Genomic DNA, 17,771 nt, shown 5'->3' on the forward strand with positions numbered 1-17,771 from the left:
TACTAGTCATCTCGGCCAATCTCTACTGACCGGACGGATTACCTCGATACGGGACAACGAGCGGGCCGTCGACGCTGTCCACCACCCGCACGCGGGCGCGGTAGAAGCGCGACAGGATCTCCTCGGTCAGCACCTCGCGCGCGGTCCCCGCGGCCACCACGACGCCCTCGGCGAGCAGCACCAGGCGGTCCGCGTACCCGCCGGCGATCGACAGGTCGTGCATCGTCGCCACCACCGTCAGCCCCTGGTCGCGCCGCAGCGTGTCGACCAGTTCGAGCACCTCCTGCTGGTGCCCGATGTCCAGCGCGCTGGTCGGCTCGTCGAGCAGCAGCAGCGACGGCTCCTGGGCCAGCGCGCGGGCCAGGAACACCCGCTGCCGCTCGCCGCCGGAGAGGGTGTCCAGCTCGCGGCCGCCGAACCCGGCCAGGTCGAGACGGTCCAGCAGCGCGCGCACCGCGGCCAGGTCGGTGGCCGACTCCCGGCCGAGCAGCGAGACGAACGGCGTCCGGCCGAGCAGGACATAGTCGAAGACGGACATGCCCGGGGGTACGACCGGCGCCTGCGCGACGGTGGCCACGGTGCGCGCCCGGGCCCGCCGCCGCATCCGCTCCACCGGCGTGCCGAGCAGGGAGACGGCGCCCGCCGTGGGCAACAACCCGCCGAGCGCCCGCAGCAGCGTCGACTTCCCGGCCCCGTTGGGCCCGATCACCGCGACCCACTCGCCCGCCGCCACCGACAGGTCGATGCCGCGCAGGATCGGCGTCTTCCCGAGGGTGACGTGCAGGCCGTGCACGTCGACGGCGGCGGTCACGTCAGCACCCGCTTCGCGGTGCGCAGCACGAGCACGAAGAACGGCCCACCGACGAACGCCGTGACCACGCCGATCGGGATCTCGGCGGGCGCGGCGAACGTCCGCCCCGCGAGGTCGGCCAGGGCCAGGAACGCGCCGCCGAACAGCATCGACAGCGGCAGGATCGACCGGTAGCTGCCACCGGCGAGCATCCGCACGATGTGCGGCACCACGATGCCGACGAAGCCGATCAACCCCGAGACCGAGACCGCCGCCGCCGTGCCGAGCGAGGCCGCCGCGATCAGGATGTAGCGGGACCGCTGCGGGTGCAGGCCCAGCCCGCTCGCCTCGTCGTCACCGACGGAGAGCACGTCGAGCTCGCGGCGCAGGGCGAGCACGACGACCGAGGTCACGACGGCGTACGGCAGCAGCAGCCGCACCTCGTGCCAGCCGTTGGTGGCCAGCCGCCCGAGCAGCCACGAGTAGATGGCCCGGATGTCGTCGGCGTTGCGCTGCATGAGATAGGTCTGCCCGGCCGCGAGGAACGCGGACACCGCGACGCCGGCCAGGATCAGCGACGCCGGGCTGCGGTCACGGCCGGCGACGCCGAGCAGATAGGTCAGCCCGACGGCGACGAGGGCACCGGCGAAGGCCGCCAGGGGTACGCTCGGCGGCAGCGCGCCGATGTCCATGTCGGACCCGCGGAACGCCACCACCGCGGTGACCGCGAGACCGGCGCCGGCCGCCGCGCCCAGCAGATACGGGTCGGCCAGCGGGTTGCGGAACGCACCCTGGTAGCAGCCGCCCGCCAGGGCCAGCATCGCGCCGGCGAGCAGCGCCAGCACCACCCGCGGCAGCCGGAGCTGCAACAGGATCGCCGCGTCGCGCTCCGAGAGTCCACTGTGGATGTCGACGCCCGGGATCAGGTCGAGCAGCTCGGCGGCCACCCCGCCGGGCGGCAGCGAGACCGGGCCGAAGGCGAGCCCGGCGATGGCCGCGACCACCACGGCGAGCACACCGCCGAGCAGCCACGGCCACCGTACGCCGGGGATTTTCAAGGGTTTCAGGCCGGCACCTTCGAGACCGCGTCGGCGACCTGGCGGAGCAGGTCGACGGTGCGCGGGCCCCAGCGCGAGCCGATGTCGTCGTTGAGCGGCACGATCTGCCCGGCCTTCACCGCGGTGATGCCGGCCCAGCCGGGACGGGCCTTGACCGTGTCGGCGCTCTGCTGGCAGCACACCGTGTCGGACAGGAAGATCAGGTCGGGGTCGGCCTTCACCAGCGCCTCGGCGGAGAGCTGCGGGTAGCCGCCGTTCTTGCCGTCGGCGTCGGCGGGGTCGGCGATGTTCTCCAGGCCGAGCTGGCCCAGCAGCGAGCCGACGAAGGTCTTGGAGGTCAGCGAGTAGAGCTCCGGGCCCAGCTCGTAGTAGTAGGTCAGCTTGGTCGCGCGCTTCGGGACGTCGGCGACGAGCTTGTCGACCTCCTCCTTCATCCGCTTGGCCAGGTCCTCCGCGGCCGGCTTGTTGCCCGTCAGCGCGCCCAGGTCGGTGATCTGCCGGTACGTGTCGTCGATCGTCTTACCGGCCGCGGCGAGGTACACCGGGATCTTGAGCTGGGTGAGCTGGGCGACAACGTTGTTGGTGTCGTTCGAGACGACCACGAGGTCGGGCGACTTCCCGGCGATCGCCTCGGCGTTGGGCTGGAAGCCCGACAACTCGCTCTTGGGCGCCTCGGCCGGGAAGTTGGACTGGTCGTCGACCGCCAGCACCTGCTGGCCGGCGCCGACGGCGAAGAGCATCTCGGTCGCCGTCGGCGAGAGCGAGACGATCTTGGTGGGCTTGGCGGCGACGGTGACGTCACCGATCGTGACCGGGAACTCGGCCGTCGCGCCGACGTCCTGGTTCGGGGGCGTGCCGCCGTTCTCCGTGTTGCCGCCCGACCCACAGCCGGCGAGCGCGAGGGCCGCGCCGAGGGTGAGGGTCAGCAGACGAGCCTGATATCGCATCGATGCCTCCTGTCGGTCGAGGTCTGGTGCTTCGCCGACAGGGGTTCCGCCCGTCCGCGAGGCGCCCTTCCTCGAGAGCGCTGGTTCGCGACCTCGGCAGGCGACCTGGCTTGTCCCCTTCCACGAAGAAAAGGGGCATCACAGTTGCGGGACAGCGCCGGGTTCACACCGGCTTCGCTGCGGTCGGTCGGGAGCACGGTAACCCAGTGGTCACCATGGTCGGGAGAGCGATTGCGCCCTCGTTAGATACGCCACCGGCGCCCCGCCGCGGATCGGACGGGACGCCGGTGGCGTGGGATGCCTAACTCCGGGTGATCCGGACGTCGTCGACGCCCGCCTCGACGAGGGACGCGGTCGACGCGTCGGCCGCCTCGATCAGGATCCGGACCGACTGCCCGGCGTACGCGGACAGGTTGGCGTTGGCCACCGCCCAGGCGCCGTTGCGGTTGGTGGCCGCGCCGGCCTGGCTGAACACGGCCGTGGTGCCGCCGTTGTGCTGCACGCTGACCCGGAAGTAGTCGGCCGACGACGAGTTCGAGCCGTGCGCGAGGTACCACGACAGGCTCAGCGTCAGCGTCCCGCCGGTGGGCAGCGTGATGGCCGACGAGCGGATGCTGGTCACGCCGCCGTCGACGTCGAAGTCGCCCGCCGCCGAGCCGGCTGACGCCCCGGTGACCAGGTCGTTCGTGCCGCTGACGGTCGTGCCGAGCTGCTTGGCACCGCTGGACGTGGTCGCCGCCGGGTCACCGCGCACCCACTGGCCGCTGGTCGCGGTGTCGGTGCCGGACGGGTTCGCGGCCCAGCCGGTCGCCGACTCGAAGGTGTCGGAGTAGACCGTGGTGCCGCCGCCACCGCCGCAGTACTGTGCCTCCTTGCCGATCACGCGGTACGGGCAGTCCGCCTGCTCCGCGAGCATCAGCACGGCCTCGCGGTTGCGGCTGGTCTGCGCCGGGATCACCTCGTCGGGCGGGTAGAAACCGCCGCCACCGGACGAACCGGGATACATCTCGAACGTGTACGCCCAGATCTTGTGGGTCGCCCACATCCAGTCGATGCTGTCGCCGTCGGTGATGTAGAGGTCGGACGACTGCTCGGGTGTGTAGCCGTTGGTCGCCGCCATCTGCTGGCCGAGCGTGGCGAACGTGTTGTATTCGTCGGCCGTCATCCCGGGCGCGGTGTTCGCGGTCGTGTAGCCGTAGGGCCAGAGCACGAGCTGCGAGTACGTATGGAAGTCGATGTTCGCCTTGATCTGCTGCACGCCGCTGACGACCCGGCTGTTGACGAAGTCGCGCAGGCGCGAGGTCTCGGGCGCGCTGAACGCCGACGGGCCGCGGTAGGTCTCGGAGCTGGTCGTGCCCGACGAGCCGCCGCAGCAGCCCCAGTTGTAGCTCCAGTTGCGGTTGAGGTCGGTGCCCACATTGGACGATCCGGCGTTCGGCTGCCGGTTCTTGCGCCAGCTCCGGTAGGAGCCCGTGGCGATGTCGTACTCGCTGCCGTCGGGGTTGACCGTCGGCACGATCCAGATCTCCCGGCTGTTGACGATGTTGGTGATCCGGGAGTCCGAGCCGTAGCTGTCGGTCAGCAGGTTGAGCAGGTAGATGGCCATCTCGACGGTCAGGTGCTCGCGGGCGTGCTGCTGGGCGTTGAACAGGATCTCCGGCTCGGCCTCGTCGAGGTTGACGTTGTCGGAGATCTTGATCAGCATCAGGTCGCGGCCCTCGTACGAGCTGCCGATCGAGAGCTTGCGGGCGATCGACGGGTGGTCCGCGACGACCTGGTTGACCACGGCCGTGAGCTCCGCGTAGTCGTGGTAGTTCGAGTCGGCCGGCGGGAACGCCAGCGTGGTCGGCCCACCACTGGCCGCGGGCGGCGTCACCTTCTCCAGCGTGAAGCCCAGCCGCCCGATGGCCGCGGCCTCGCTCGCGGTGGCGGTGACGTTGAGGACCCCGTGCTCGACGTAGTCGATGGCAGCGCCGGTGCGGGCGACCGCGTTGCGGTCGGCGACGGTCTTCGGGCCGAGGACGCGGTATTCGGCCGAGGTCGCCGCGGCGCCGCCGCCGGGCGCCGGTGCGTGCGCGCCGACCGGATTGGCCGAGGCGACGAGCAGGCCCACGATCGCGGCGCTGACCAGTGCGGTAGCGACACGACGCCGACCCAGGGAGTTGGCCATGCATGACCTCCGGGGGTTGGTGGAGGAACGATGGTCGAACTCCACCACCGGATTCATGGTCATATCAATATGGGTCTTTGCGCGAATCCATGCCAAGCCGATCATCCTGCCGGCAATGAACTTCAGCGGAACGAACTCTGGTGAAACTTCCTTTCAACAGCGATAGTGACAGCCATGAACGCTTCAGCACGGGCGGCCGTCGCTATCTGCGGGGCGGTTGCCTTGATTGCCGGGATGGCGGCGCCGGCCGGTGCCGCCGTTACCCCGACGCCCGTCCATGACGAGCAGATCACGTATCAGGGCTGGTCGACCTATCGCGACTGGCGCACCGGCACCCACCAGGGCACCCTGGCGCTGCCGGGCATTCCGGGCGTTCCCGGCCTGCAGGGTGGTGTCACCATCCTGCGTCCACAGGGGACGACCGACTACGCGGACCCGCACACCGGTGTCACCCGGAGCTGGAACTACGCCACCTGGACCTCGCCGAAGCGGGAGGTCGGGTTCGACGCCAGCGAGCTGATCGCGTCGTGGAACGCGGAGACGCCGCGCGGCACCTGGATCCAGGTCGAGATGCAGGGCACCTACAACACGGGCAACCTCACCCCGTGGTACGTCATGGGGCGCTGGGCCTCCGGCGACGAGGACATCCGGCGCACGTCGGTGAACCGGCAGGGTGACCCGTACTCGACGATCTGGACCGACACGTTCTCGATCGACGACGTGGCCAACGGCGTGATGCTGAGCGCCTACCAGCTCCGGCTGACCCTCTACCGGGCGCCGGGCCAGCTCGCCTCGCCGCGGGTCTGGGCGCTCGGCGCGATGTCGTCGTACGTGCCGGACCGGTTCGAGGTGCCGGCCAGCGCCGGGCGGATCGCCTGGGGCAAGGAGCTCGCGGTGCCCCGCTATTCACAGAACATCCACGAAGGGCACTACCCGGAGTACGACGGCGGCGGCGAGGCCTGGTGCTCGCCGACCTCGACGGAGATGGTGGTCGAGTACTGGGGCCGTAAGCCGTCGGCCGCGGACACCGCCTGGGTCGACCCCACCTACCCCGACCCGACCGTCAACCACGCGGCCCGGATGACCTACGACTACACCTACGACGGCGCCGGCAACTGGCCCTTCAACACGGCGTACGCGGCGTCGTTCGCGGGTCTGGAGGGCAAGGTCACCCGGCTGCACTCGCTGGACGAGGCCGAGCGCTTCATCGCGGCCGGCATTCCGCTCGTGACCTCGCAGTCGTTCCTGGCCAGCGAGCTGGACGGGGCCAACTACGGCACCTCCGGGCACCTGTTCGTGATCGTCGGCTTCACCAAGGACGGCGACGTCATCGTCAACGACCCGGCCAGCTCGTCGAACGACGTGGTGCGCAACGTCTACAAGCGCAGCCAGTTCGAGCAGATCTGGCTGCGCACGAAGCGGATCAACGCGTCCGGCGGCGTCTCGGGCGGCACCGGCGGCATCGCGTACCTGATCAAGCCGTGGTGGAAGCCCTGGCCGAAGGTCGCGGGCTCGACCAACTGGTAACGAGTAAGGAACGGTCCGTTGTTAACGCATAGCGTTAACAACGGACCGTTCCTTACTCGTCGTCGTCGCCGGCCAGCGCGGAGCGCAGCTTGGCCTTGTCGGCGCGGCGCTTGTCGACGCTGTCGGCGAGCTGCTGCGCCATCTGGTCGCGCCAGGTGCGCAGGAAGAACCACGAGACCGCGGCCGAGAAGGCCAGCGCCAGGATGAGCTTGAGGAACAGGCCCATCGGTACGGGCAGCAGCGCGGCGAAGACGACCACGAACAGGCCCAGCCGGGCCAGCGTGTACTTGACGGTGGGGCTCACGACATCACGTCCTGGGGAGTGGCGCGGCGTTCGGCCAGCGACGGGGCGGCGTCGTACTCACGCACGACGTTGTAGCGGGTGTCCCGCTCCACCGGGCGGAAGCCGGCGTCCCAGATCAGGTCGAGCAGGTCCTCGCGGTGCATGGTGTTCGGCGTGCCGTACGAGTCGGCGTCGTGGGTGATCTTGTATTCGACCACCGAGCCGTCCAGGTCGTCGACGCCGAAGTTGAGCGAGAGCTGGGCGACCGACAGGCCGTGCATCACCCAGAAGCACTTCACGTGGGGCACGTTGTCGAACAGCAGGCGGGACACCGCGAAGGTCTTGAGCGACTCCGCCGGAGAGGCCATCGTCGTACGCGCCTGCAGCTTGTTGCGGACCTTGCCGTCCTGCGAGTCGACGAAGTCGTGCTGGTAGCGCAGCGGGATGAAGACCGCGAACCCACCGGTCTCGTCCTGCAGCTCGCGCAGCCGCAGCACGTGGTCGACGCGGTGCCGGGGCTCCTCGATGTGCCCGTACAACATGGTCGACGGGGTCTTCATGCCCTTGCTGTGTGCCAGCTTGTGGATCCGCGACCAGTCTTCCCAGTGGGTGTCGTGGTCGACGATGTGCTGCCGGATCTCCCAGTCGAAGATCTCCGCGCCGCCGCCGGTCAGCGACTCGAGGCCGGCGTCCATCAGCTCGTCGAGGATCGCCTCGGCCGGCAGCCCGCTGATCTTCTCGAACCACTGCACCTCGGTCGCCGTGAAGCACTTGAGGTTGACGTTCGGCAGCGCCGCCTTCAGCTCGCGCAGCACCTTGGGGTAGTAGCGCCACGGCAGCGTCGGGTGCAGGCCGTTGACGATGTGCAACTCGGTGAGCTGCTCGCTCTCCATCTCCTTGGCCTTGCGGACGGCCTCGTCGATGCGCATCGTGTACGCGTCCTTCTCGCCCGGCTTGCGCTGGAACGAGCAGTAGGCGCAGCTTGCCGAGCAGACGTTCGTCAGGTTGAGGTGCCGGTTGATGTTGAACATCACCCGGTCGCCGTTGAGCTCCGTGCGCTTGTGGTGAGCCAGCCGGCCGAGCCAGGCCAGATCGTCGCACTCGTAGAGGTCCACACCGTCCTGACGGGTAAGTCGGATCCCGGCGTAGACCTTTTCCTCGAGCTCGTGCTTACGTGCCTCGTCCATGCAGGCGAGCGTACGTGTCGGCGGCTGGTGATCACCGTTGGGCCACAGCCGTTCATCCGTTCACAGCGTCTCGTTACCGCTGCTGCCATCGACAGTCGCCACAGTTTTGCGGTAGTAACGAGTGTGACGGGATACACCAGACGGGCGCTCGGCAGCCAGCCGGTGCGTAAGGTGCCGCGTGGTGTTCGGTCGTCACAAAGCGACATATCGGGGAGGATCATGTCGAGCCGGCAGCCCAACAGCCGCGACTACCCGCTGCACATGCGGGTTTTGAGACCCGTGGCCTGGGCAGCGTTGCTGACCGCGACCGCGACCGCTGCGGCCGGTTTCGGCACGCCCGCGTTCGCCGACCCGCCCTTCCCCGCCACCGCGCCCGACGACGGCGCCCGCCCCCAGGCGATCGGCACGGTCCAGGTGCCCGGCCAGGCGCCGGTCACGAGCCTCCCGCAGGTGCCGCCCGCGACCACCAGCGGCCCGCTGGCCGCGCGGATCAACTCCAGCCAGATCGAGGTCGCCGCCCTGGGCGAGCAGGTCCTCGAGATGCGGCAGCAGCGCGACCAGGCCGAGACCGACCTGCAACTGGCCGACGCCAACCTGCGCCAGATGCGCGACGCGCTCACGCAGGCCCAGCGCAACGCCGACAGCGCCGCGGGGGAAGCCCTCAAGGCAGCGGCCGCGATGCCGCCCGGCGTTTACGACCGCGACCTGCAGGACCTCGACATGCTGCGGCGGATGGTCACCGGCCAGTCCGCCGGCCCGCACCCGGAGATCGCGGGCGACGGGGTCGAGCGCGCGCGGGTCGCCGAGCAGAACGCCACCGCCTACTACGCGGCGATGCGCACGAAATACGACGAACTGGCCAAGAAGACCGGTGATCTCGAGAAGACGCGTACGACGAAGGAAGCCGCGCTGCGCCAGTTGCGGGCCGACAACGTCGAGGAGCTCGAGGAGATCGAGCGCGCCGAGGACCGGGCCGAGCAGCGCAACGGCGCCCAGTGGGTCCAGAACGAGAGCGCCGCGGGCATGCGGGCCAACCCCCGGGCGCTCAAGGCGGTCCAGTATGCGCTGGCCCAGCTCGGGGATCCGTACGTGTGGGCGGACGAGGGGCCGAACTCGTTCGACTGCTCCGGCCTGATGTGGGCCGCCTACCGGTCGGCCGGCTACCAGCTCCCGCGGGTGGCCCGCGACCAGTACTACGCCACCCGCACCCGGACGGTGCCGCAGGGCGCGATGCTGCCCGGCGACCTGATCTTCTTCAACTCGGGGCCCAACTGGTCGACCATCTATCACGTCGGCATGTACCTGGGCGGCGGCAAGATGGTCCAGGCACCGACCACGGGCGACGTCGTGAAGATCTCGTCCGTCCGGTGGTCACGGTTCTACGCGGCGACGCGGGTGTTCCCGGCGATTCCGGCGCCCACGACGCCGCCAACCACGCCGCCGACGAAGCCCCCGACCACGCCGCCCACGAAGCCGCCGACCACGCCGCCGACGAAGCCGCCGGTCCAGGGGACGAAGCCGCCGACGCAGGAGCCGACGAAGCCGCCCACCGAGGAACCGACGAAGCCGCCCACGGAGGAGCCCACCAACCCGCCCGCCGAGGAGCCCACCACTCCGCCCGCGGGCGAGGAGCCGACCGACCCGCCGGCTCAGGAGGAAGAAGAGCCCACCACCCCGCCGGCGGCACCCTCGGCGACCCGCGACAGCACGCCGTCGAGCGATTCGGCGGCCACGCCGACGGGCACGTCAGGGAGTTGAGGCCGCTTCCCGGCGAACCGGGGTGTGCGGTTGTGCCACGATGTGGCATTGGCACGCCACGCCGGGCGGGCATCTGCGCGCCCGGCGGTGGGCAGGGAGGCAGCGATGGACGACAAGCCGCAGCGGTCCAGCGACGCACGACCCGACCCCGAGGTCGACGAGTCGGCGCCGCCCGGCAGCCTGGCCGCGGAGCTACCGCCGCTGCCACCACCACCGCCGGTGGGCACCGCGTTGCCTGAGCAGGTGGTGGAGGAGCTGCCGGACGCGTACGAGCCACCCCCGCCGCCGGCCGGCGGCGGGGCACTCTGGCCGTCGGGCGCGCCGGGTGCCTCGGGCGCCTCGGGCTCGGGCTCGGGCGACAAGCCCGGCTGGACGCGGCCGACACCGGTGTCCGAAATTTCGTATATCCCGACCGCACCCGCGGGCGGGACGCCGACCGGCGCGGCCGGACGGGCGTCGGTCCGCACGAGCGCGGCGCCCGAGGGTGGATATGTCGCTCCGCCGGCAGTGCCGGGCACCTACCGGGCGGGCGAAGCAGCGGCGGCCGCGGCTGCGCCGCCGACCGCGCCCGCGGCACCACCGACCACGCCCGCCGCACCACCGACCGCGCCCGCCGCACCGCCGGCCTCGCCCGCCGCCGGCCCGATCCAGCCGTTGCCGGCCAGGGGTCCGGTGCCACCGCTCGACCGCCGGGTGCCGAAGGTCCCGGTAGCCGACGAGTCGCCGTGGTCGGGTTTCGCGGTGCCGTTCCGCAAGGCGGAGCAGGCGGAGGCCCAGGGCTATGTGCGCCCGCCGGCCGAGCCCGGTCCGCAGGCCGAGGCGCCGAGCTATGGGCGCTCTCCCGCTGAGGCCAGTCCGCCGGCGGAAGCCCGCGCCTATGGACGCCCGCAGACGGAGGCCGGGTCGCCGGCCGAAGCCGGGGGCTATGGGCGCCCGCAGGGCGAGGCCGGTCGGAGCGCTCCGCCGACAGCGGCCGGCTACTCGCTGCCGGGCGTCGAGCCGGTGGCCAGCGAGGGCGAGGCGCCATCAGCGGAGCCCGCCGCGTCCGCCATCCCGGCCCAGCGGACGGGGTGGTCGGCCAGCACGCCGGCTGGGCTACCCACGACCGACGCGCCGGCCGACGAGGCCGCGGTCAAGGCGCGCGCCACGGTGCCGGGCACCCGCCGGCCCTCGGTGGCGGAACTCGCCTACGGCGTGCCGGCCGTAGCCAGCGGCAGCGCCAAGGTCTACCGCGCCGGCGCGGCCGACCTGCTCGCGGGCCGCGGCGGCGCACCCCGCCAGACCTCGGGCGGGCCCGCGGGCACAGGCAGGCCGGACGAGTCAGGCCCGGACCCCGACCCCGACCCAGCCCACCCAGGCCCCGACGCCGCCCAACCCACCGCCAACGAGCCGTCCCAGGACGACCTGAACCCTGCGGCCGCCGACGCAGATCCCGGCGACCCGCACGCCGCTGACCCGGAGCGCGACGAACCGCAGCTCGCCGACCCGCAGCCCGACCAACCGTTGTCCGGCAAACCGCAGCTCGGCGACCCGCGACCAGGCGAACCGCAGCTCGGCGACCGGCGTCTCGGCGACCCGCAGCCCGACAAGCCGCAGTTCGGCGAAACGCGGCTCGGCGACCCGCGCCCCGGAGAACCGCAGCCTGACCAGCCCCAGCCCGGTGAGCCAGAGCCCGGCGAACCGCAACCCGACGAGCCAGCGCCCGGCGAACCGCGGCCCGGTGAGCCACAGCCTGGTGAACCGCGGCCCGGTGAGCCGCGGCCGGGTGAGCCGGAGCCTGAGCCGGGTGAGCCCGGTCCCGGTCGTCCTACGCCGGGTCGGCGGCCCACGCCGGCGCCGACCGAGCCCGAGCCGGAGCCGCCGCTGCGGCCGCAGCCGCCGTTCCCGGGCCCGGAGCCGACGCCGGGACCGGCCCCGTCGCCGTTCCCGCCTGCGCCGCAGCCGCCGGGTCCTGGACCGACACCGCCTGGGCCGACACCGCCTGGGCCCCCGCCTGTGCCGCCCTCGCCGGTGCCACAGCCGCCTCCCTCGCCCGTTCCGCCGCTGCCGGAACCGCGCCCACCGGTCCCGCCCGGGCCGCCGGTCCCGCCACCCGGCCCACCGCCGGGTCCGTCGCCGGCGCCGCCGTTCCCGCCGCCACCGGCGGTGGTCCGGCCGACCGGAACCGCACCCGCGCCCGCCCTACCGAGCTGGTCCGATACGGCCGGCCCGGGCTCGACCGGCGCACCGGACGTCGGTCGGCCGGTCGAGGCGGCGCCGCGCTGGTCCGAGTCGACCAACCCAGCCGCGCCCGGCGCGCCCGCGGTTGGGCGGCCCGCCGAGGCAACGCCGGCCGCCGCCCTGCCGAGCTGGCCCGAGCCCACCAACCCCGCCCCGCCCGGCGGACCCGCCGCTCGGCGGCCCGCCGAGGCAACGCCGGCCGCCGCTCTACCGAGCTGGCCCGAGCCCACCAACCCCGCTCCGCCCGGTGCACCCGCCGCTCGGCGGCCCGCCGAAGCAGCCCCAGCCGGCGCCGCCCTGCCGAGCTGGCCCGAACCCGCCAACTCCGCCTCGCCCTCGGGTGGGCCGAACGCCGACGCCGCGCCGACCGCCGCACTGCCCGGCTGGCCGGAGCCAGCCAATCCGGCCCCGCCCGCTGGGGCCTTGCCTAGTTGGCCCGAGGCGACCAATCCCGCCGCGCCGGGGGCGTCCAACGTCGCCGGGGACTATCACCGGTGGGCGCAGGGGCAGCGGGGTGGGCGGCTCTATGGGCAGCAGGACGAGCAGGCCACTTCCGCCTACCCTGCCGCCACCCTGGAGAACTCCGGGTCTTTGACCGGGCACATTCTGGCTCAGGGCACCAGCACCGAGGGGATTCCGGTCAAGCGGTCCAATGCCAAGGTCATCCTCTTCCTGCTGATCGCCCTTGGGGTGTTGGTGGGGTTCGGCGTGCTGGTGGTGCTCTTCGTCAGCAACTCGATCACCGGCTTCCTGGGGTGACCACTCACCCGCTCGCGTGATGCCGCACACGGGAGGCCGCCTCGATGCGGCGTCGGGCGGCCACGCACCGTACACTCGTCAAGTTCATCGACCGGCGCGCCGCAGCGCGCGCCCCATGGGCGATCTTGCCGAGCGTGCACCCCCGGACCTGACGCGCGAGATGGCCCACCACGAGAGGCCCTACTTGACCGCGTTCGCTGACCCCAGCACGTTCCCGTCCATTTTCGACGCCGCACAGGCGGAGACCACGACCCAGAGCACGACCGAGAGCACGACAGAAACCACCACCACCGAGGACGACGGCTTCGGCGCGCTCGGCCTGCCCCGCAAGCTCGTCCGGGCGCTCGCCCGCGAGAACATCGTCACGCCCTTCGAGATCCAGAAGGCCACCGTCCCCGACGCGCTGGCCGGCAAGGACGTGCTCGGCCGCGGCCAGACCGGCTCCGGCAAGACGCTCGCCTTCGGCCTGCCCGTGCTCGCCCGCGTGGCCCGCGGTGAGCGCGCCCGGCCGCGGCACCCCAAGGCCCTCGTCCTGGTGCCCACCCGCGAGCTCGCGATGCAGGTCAACGACGCACTGCTCCCGCTCGGCAAGGCGCTGGGCGTGTTCCTCAAGACCGCCGTCGGCGGCGTCCCGTACGACCGGCAGATCGACGCCCTCGAGCGCGGCGTGGAGATCATCGTCGCCACGCCCGGCCGGCTCGGCGACCTGATCAACCGCGGCGTCTGCGTGCTCGACGACATCGAGGTGACGGTGCTCGACGAAGCCGACCAGATGGCCGACATGGGCTTCCTGCCCGAGGTCACCGAACTGCTGGCCAAGACGCCGGCGGGTGCGCAGCGGCTGCTCTTCTCCGCGACGCTCGACAACGACGTGGACACGCTGGTGCAGCGGTTCATGACCGACCCGGTCACGCACTCGACCGAGCCGGCCGTCGCCACCGTCACCACCATGGACCACCACCTGCTGCTGATCCCGCCGCACGACAAGTTCCGGGTCACCGCCTCCATCGCCGCCCGCGAGGGCCGCACGATGATGTTCGCGCGCACCCAGATGGGCGTCGACCGGCTGGTCGAGCAGCTCACGGCGGTCGGCGTACGGGCCGGCGGCCTGCACGGCGGCAAGACCCAGCGGGCCCGCACCCGTACGCTCGCCGAGTTCAAGGAAGGCCGGACCACCGTCCTGGTGGCCACCGACGTCGCCGCGCGCGGCATCCACGTCGACGGTGTCTCCCTCGTCGTCCACATCGACCCGCCGCGCGACGCGAAGGACTACCTGCACCGCGCCGGTCGCACGGCCCGGGCCGGCGAGTCCGGTTCGGTGGCCACGCTGGTGCTGCCCAAGCAGCGGCGCAGCACCCTCGCGATGCTCGGCAAGGCAGGCGTGGAGCCCGAGGAGACCCGGGTACGGGCCGGCGACGCCGCGCTGGCGGACCTGACCGGCGCCCGTGAGCCCAGCGGTGTCCCGGTGCCGCCCGACGAGCCACGCCGACCGCACCGCCCGGCCGGCGACCGCCGCCCCGGCGAACACCGCCACAGCGGCGACCACCGCCACGGCGGCGACCACCGGCACAACGGCGAGAAGCGCTTCAGCGGCCCCCGCGGCCCGCGCAGCGGCCCGCGCCGCACCCACTGAACGGCGCTCCTTCGGTAACGTGATCGCATGGCGACGTTGCCGAAGGTTCTGCTGTGGACCCGCACCGACGTGCCCGGCGCCGAGACGGTCGTCTTCGACGACCGGCGCGGGCTCGTCGCGCGGGGCATCCAGCAGGCGGTCGACCCGATCCCCTACCAGGCCCGCTACGAGCTGATCGCCGATGACACCTGGCAGACGGCACGCCTCGACGTGACCTGCGAGGGCGCCGGCTGGATGCGCACGATCCGGATGCAGCGGGCCACCGGACGCTGGCGGGCCACCACCGGCGAGCAGGGCGACCTCGACGCCGCCCTGGTCGCCGCGGGCCAGCGCCGGGTCGGCTTCCCGGGCATCGAGGAAGCCTCCCGGCTCGAGCGGGCGCTCGACGTCGACCTCGGCGGCTCGCCCCTGACCAATACGCTGGTGATCCGCCGGCTGGGCCTGCTCAACGCGACACCCGACCGCTCCCACACCGTGCAGGCCGCCTGGGTGCTGCTGCCCAGCCTGGAGATCATCGCGGCTGAGCACACCTACACCCCGCTCGGCGGAAACAAGATCCGCTACGAGAGCGACACCTTCCGCGCCGACATGACCGTCGACGACGCCGGCTACGTCCTCGACTATCCCGGCCTGGCCAAGCGGGGCTAGGCGGGCCAGTCCCCCGTCGCCAGGAACCGGTCCACGACCGCCCGGTGCGGCGTCAGGTCCAGGCCGGCGGCGGCCACCCAGTCGTCCGCGTAGTAGGTGTCGGCATACCGTTCCCCGCCGTCACAGAGCAGGGTCACCACCGATCCGCGTACGCCCGCCGCGCGCAACTCCGCGATCAGGGCGAAAGCCCCCCACAGGTTCGTACCCGTGGAACCTCCGACGCGGCGGCCGAGCACCGCGGACGCCGCGCGCATCGCGGCGAGCGACGCGGCGTCCGGCACGGCGATCATCCGGTCGACGACCTGCGGCTGGAACGACGGCTCGACCAGCGGGCGACCGATCCCCTCGATCCGGGAGCCGAGGCCGGTGACCACCGACCAGTCGCCGGCGGCATAGGCGGGATAGAAGGCGGAGTTCTCGGGGTCGACCACGCACAGCTTCGTGGGGTGCCGTTGGTACCGGACATAGCGGCCGATGGTCGCGCTGGTGCCGCCAGTGCCCGCGCCGACGACGACCCAGGCGGGCACCGGGTGCCGCTCCCGGGCCATCTGGCTGAAGATCGACTCGGCGATGTTGTTGTTGCCGCGCCAGTCGGTGGCCCGCTCGGCGTAGGTGAACTGGTCCATGAAGTGGCCACGCAGGTCCGCGGCGAGCCGGCGGGCGGTGTCGACCACCGCGGACGGGTCGTCGACCAGGTGGCACTTGCCACCCTGGAACTCGATCAACGCGATCTTCTCGGCCGAGGTCGACGCCGGCATGACGGCGATGAACGGCAGGTCCAGCATCCGGGCGAAATAGGCCTCCGAGACCGCCGTCGACCCCGATGACGCCTCGACCACCGTGGTGCGGGGGCAGATCCAGCCGTTGCAGAGCCCGTACAGGAACAGCGATCGGGCCAGCCGGTGCTTGAGCGAGCCGGTCGGGTGCACCGACTCGTCCTTGAGATAGAGGTCGACGCCCCACTCCCGGGGCAGCGGGAAGGGCAGCAGGTGCGTGTCGGCGGACCGGTTCGCGTCGGCCTCGACCGCGGCGATCGCTTCGGTCACCCAGGCACGTTCGGTGTCACTGCATCGATCGAGCTGTTCCATGTGACGCAGGTTAGGCGGTCGGCGGCGTCAGCGGTCGCGGGCGGTTCTCCCATTTGGCCGACAGAGCGATGCCGGTACGCGTCGAAGCCACCCCGGGTGTCCGGTTCAGCCGCACGATGAGCCGCTCGAGCTCGGCGATGGTGCCCACCCGCACGGTCAGCAGGAACGACTCGACACCGGCCATGAAGTAGCACGACTCGATCTCCGGCAGCTCCTTGAGCAGCGCCTGCAGGTCGTCGGCGTCGGTGGTCGACTCCTCGACGACGCCGATCAGCGCGGTCACGCCGAGCCCGACGGCATCCGGGTCGACGTCGGCGCGGTAGCCACGGATCACACCGGACGATTCGAGCTTTCCGACCCGCTCGTGCACCGCCGGGGCCGACAATCCAACCTGACGGGCCAACTCGGCGAAGGACAGCCGGGCGTTGGTACGCAACAACTCCACGAGGCGGAGGTCGATGGCATCCACGGCCTGTAGACCCTAACGGGGGCGGTGAGTGGACGATTCGTCGGTCGGCGTGAAACATGGGCAAAGGCGAGTACGGCTCGCAATTCTACCGGCCAACTTCCCACACAGTGCGTTTTCCCCGATTCCAGGACAGTGCACGCTCACGGTGCTCTAATGGCCGTACGTCCCTATGAAAGCCTCTCGCGCACTGCCGGGGCGCACATCTGACCAGTTCGAGAGGCTTTCGCTGACGCGAGGAGGGGACCGTGGACACTGGAGATCGTCTGCTGACGCCGGGCGAGGTGGCTGCGCTCTTCCGGGTGGACCCCAAGACCGTGACGCGATGGGCTGCGGCTGGCCGGATCGGGAGCATCCGGACACCAGGTGGGCATCGGCGCTTCCGCGAATCTGAGGTCCGTGCCCTGCTCGAGGGCGAAGGCGTTCTTGACGACCTCGACGACGGAGCCGACAACCGTCCTCGCAACTCCGGGCCGCCCCAGGGCGGCACCCACGGGCCGACCAACGCCGGCCTGCATTGAGGAAGTGGCCGAGGGCCCGCCTGGCTAGCCTGAGGCGGGCCCACCGCCGATGACACCGGTCCAGCGCCGCGAGAGATCGTGCGGCACGCCGAGGGTGTCGAGGATCTTGCCAGCGACGAAGTCGACGAGTTGCGCCGCCGTCGCCGTGGCACCCGCACCGTAGAAGCCCGGACTCGCCGGCAGCACCACCGCGCCGGCCGCGTCCAGTTCCAGCAGATGCAGCAGGTGACTGCGGGTCACGGGGGTCTCCCGGGGCACCAGCACCGTCGGACGGCCCTCCTTGAGACTGACCTCGGCCGCGCGCTGCAGCAGGTCCTTCGACAACCCCAGCGCGATCCCGGCGCAGGCGGCCGTGCTCGCCGGCACCACCACCATCCCCTTCGCCGGGTAGGAGCCGCTGCTCGGCCCCGCCGCGAGGTCACCGGCCGGCCAGAACCCCACGTCGGCGCCGCCCAGGTCGCGGCCGAGCCAGCCGGCCAGGTCGTCCTTCCAGTGCGCGTCCCGGAACGGCGCCCCGGTCTCGTCGAGGATCGTCAGCCGGGCGGCCCGCGAAACCACGAGATCGACAGGCTCCCCGGCATCGAGCAACCCCCGCAGCACCGAAGCCGCATATGGCGTACCAGATGCTCCCGAGACTCCTACCACCCACGGCGTTCGCATACGGTCAAGCGTATGAGCCGGGGGTGCCCCACCCGGTCCAGCCCTCCGGAGGCCGC

Annotated in this window: 15 protein-coding genes and 1 riboswitch; of the genes, 6 read left to right on the forward strand and 9 right to left on the reverse strand. The window is 71.8% G+C overall.

All coding sequences use genetic code 11. The annotated features are described in order from the left end of the window. Positions 1-22 precede the first annotated feature (22 nt). The 4 genes from Asi02nite_RS18905 to Asi02nite_RS18920 all read right to left on the reverse strand — a co-directional run bounded on the left by Asi02nite_RS18905 (position 23) and on the right by Asi02nite_RS18920 (position 4,965). Entirely contained in the window at positions 23-811 is a 789-nt protein-coding gene (locus Asi02nite_RS18905) for an ABC transporter ATP-binding protein (protein ID WP_203714668.1), read from the reverse strand. Beyond that, positions 808-1,857 carry a FecCD family ABC transporter permease gene (locus Asi02nite_RS18910; protein ID WP_203714769.1) on the reverse strand — a complete coding sequence of 350 codons (1,050 nt, stop codon included), beginning with the start codon at positions 1,855-1,857 and terminating at the stop codon, positions 808-810. The genes Asi02nite_RS18905 and Asi02nite_RS18910 overlap by 4 nt, the downstream gene beginning before the upstream one ends. Then, complete coding sequence (locus Asi02nite_RS18915) at positions 1,854-2,795, reverse strand: ABC transporter substrate-binding protein (protein WP_203714669.1); 942 nt, start codon at positions 2,793-2,795, stop codon at positions 1,854-1,856. The genes Asi02nite_RS18910 and Asi02nite_RS18915 overlap by 4 nt, the downstream gene beginning before the upstream one ends. A 78-nt stretch (positions 2,796-2,873) precedes the next feature. Beyond that, positions 2,874-3,028, reverse strand: a riboswitch (cobalamin riboswitch). A gap of 68 nt (positions 3,029-3,096) precedes the next feature. Further along, positions 3,097-4,965 carry a M14 family metallopeptidase gene (locus Asi02nite_RS18920; protein ID WP_203714670.1) on the reverse strand — a complete coding sequence of 623 codons (1,869 nt, stop codon included), beginning with the start codon at positions 4,963-4,965 and terminating at the stop codon, positions 3,097-3,099. A gap of 174 nt (positions 4,966-5,139) precedes the next feature. Between Asi02nite_RS18920 and Asi02nite_RS18925 the strand changes: the two genes are divergently transcribed. Continuing rightward, positions 5,140-6,492: a C39 family peptidase gene (locus tag Asi02nite_RS18925; RefSeq protein WP_203714672.1), complete on the forward strand. Its 1,353-nt coding sequence runs from the start codon at positions 5,140-5,142 to the stop codon at positions 6,490-6,492. Positions 6,493-6,544: 52 nt separating this feature from the next. On the opposite strand, the gene Asi02nite_RS18930 is transcribed toward Asi02nite_RS18925, so the two are convergent. Together Asi02nite_RS18930 and mqnE are read right to left on the reverse strand one after the other, a co-directional pair. Continuing rightward, the gene (locus Asi02nite_RS18930; protein ID WP_203714674.1) at positions 6,545-6,796 is read right to left on the reverse strand and encodes a DUF4229 domain-containing protein; all 252 of its coding nucleotides are present in this window, start codon (positions 6,794-6,796) and stop codon (positions 6,545-6,547) included. Continuing rightward, positions 6,793-7,962, reverse strand: coding sequence for an aminofutalosine synthase MqnE (mqnE, locus tag Asi02nite_RS18935; RefSeq protein WP_203714683.1), 1,170 nt, complete (start codon positions 7,960-7,962; stop codon positions 6,793-6,795). Before mqnE ends, Asi02nite_RS18930 begins: the two co-directional genes overlap by 4 nt. 219 nt (positions 7,963-8,181) lie before the next feature. Here mqnE and Asi02nite_RS18940 point away from each other — a divergent pair, with 219 nt between their 5' ends. From Asi02nite_RS18940 to Asi02nite_RS18955, 4 genes are all read left to right on the forward strand, one after another. After that, entirely contained in the window at positions 8,182-9,720 is a 1,539-nt protein-coding gene (locus Asi02nite_RS18940; RefSeq protein ID WP_203714684.1) for a C40 family peptidase, read from the forward strand. Between the two features lie 105 nt (positions 9,721-9,825). Continuing rightward, entirely contained in the window at positions 9,826-12,699 is a 2,874-nt protein-coding gene (locus Asi02nite_RS18945; protein ID WP_203714690.1) for a hypothetical protein, read from the forward strand. A gap of 115 nt (positions 12,700-12,814) precedes the next feature. Then, positions 12,815-14,332, forward strand: a complete 1,518-nt coding sequence (locus Asi02nite_RS18950; protein ID WP_308440164.1) for a DEAD/DEAH box helicase — start codon at positions 12,815-12,817, stop codon at positions 14,330-14,332. Between the two features lie 27 nt (positions 14,333-14,359). Then, positions 14,360-14,980 carry a putative glycolipid-binding domain-containing protein gene (locus tag Asi02nite_RS18955; RefSeq protein ID WP_203714693.1) on the forward strand — a complete coding sequence of 207 codons (621 nt, stop codon included), beginning with the start codon at positions 14,360-14,362 and terminating at the stop codon, positions 14,978-14,980. Here the strand turns inward: Asi02nite_RS18955 and cds1 are convergent. Beyond that, complete coding sequence (gene cds1 / locus Asi02nite_RS18960; protein WP_203714694.1) at positions 14,977-16,068, reverse strand: L-cysteine desulfhydrase Cds1; 1,092 nt, start codon at positions 16,066-16,068, stop codon at positions 14,977-14,979. The genes Asi02nite_RS18955 and cds1 overlap by 4 nt on opposite strands. A gap of 10 nt (positions 16,069-16,078) precedes the next feature. Further along, complete coding sequence (locus Asi02nite_RS18965; RefSeq protein ID WP_203714696.1) at positions 16,079-16,537, reverse strand: Lrp/AsnC family transcriptional regulator; 459 nt, start codon at positions 16,535-16,537, stop codon at positions 16,079-16,081. 245 nt (positions 16,538-16,782) lie between these two features. Between Asi02nite_RS18965 and Asi02nite_RS18970 the strand changes: the two genes are divergently transcribed. Beyond that, positions 16,783-17,055: a BldC family transcriptional regulator gene (locus Asi02nite_RS18970; RefSeq protein WP_203714698.1), complete on the forward strand. Its 273-nt coding sequence runs from the start codon at positions 16,783-16,785 to the stop codon at positions 17,053-17,055. Positions 17,056-17,079: 24 nt separating this feature from the next. Here the strand turns inward: Asi02nite_RS18970 and Asi02nite_RS18975 are convergent, their stop codons facing one another. Beyond that, positions 17,080-17,715, reverse strand: a complete 636-nt coding sequence (locus Asi02nite_RS18975) for a UbiX family flavin prenyltransferase (RefSeq protein ID WP_203714700.1) — start codon at positions 17,713-17,715, stop codon at positions 17,080-17,082. Between the last annotated feature and the right edge of the window lie 56 nt (positions 17,716-17,771).

Origin of the sequence: Asanoa siamensis, assembly GCF_016862555.1 — a bacterium.
Taxonomy (GTDB): Bacteria; Actinomycetota; Actinomycetes; order Mycobacteriales; family Micromonosporaceae; genus Asanoa; species Asanoa siamensis.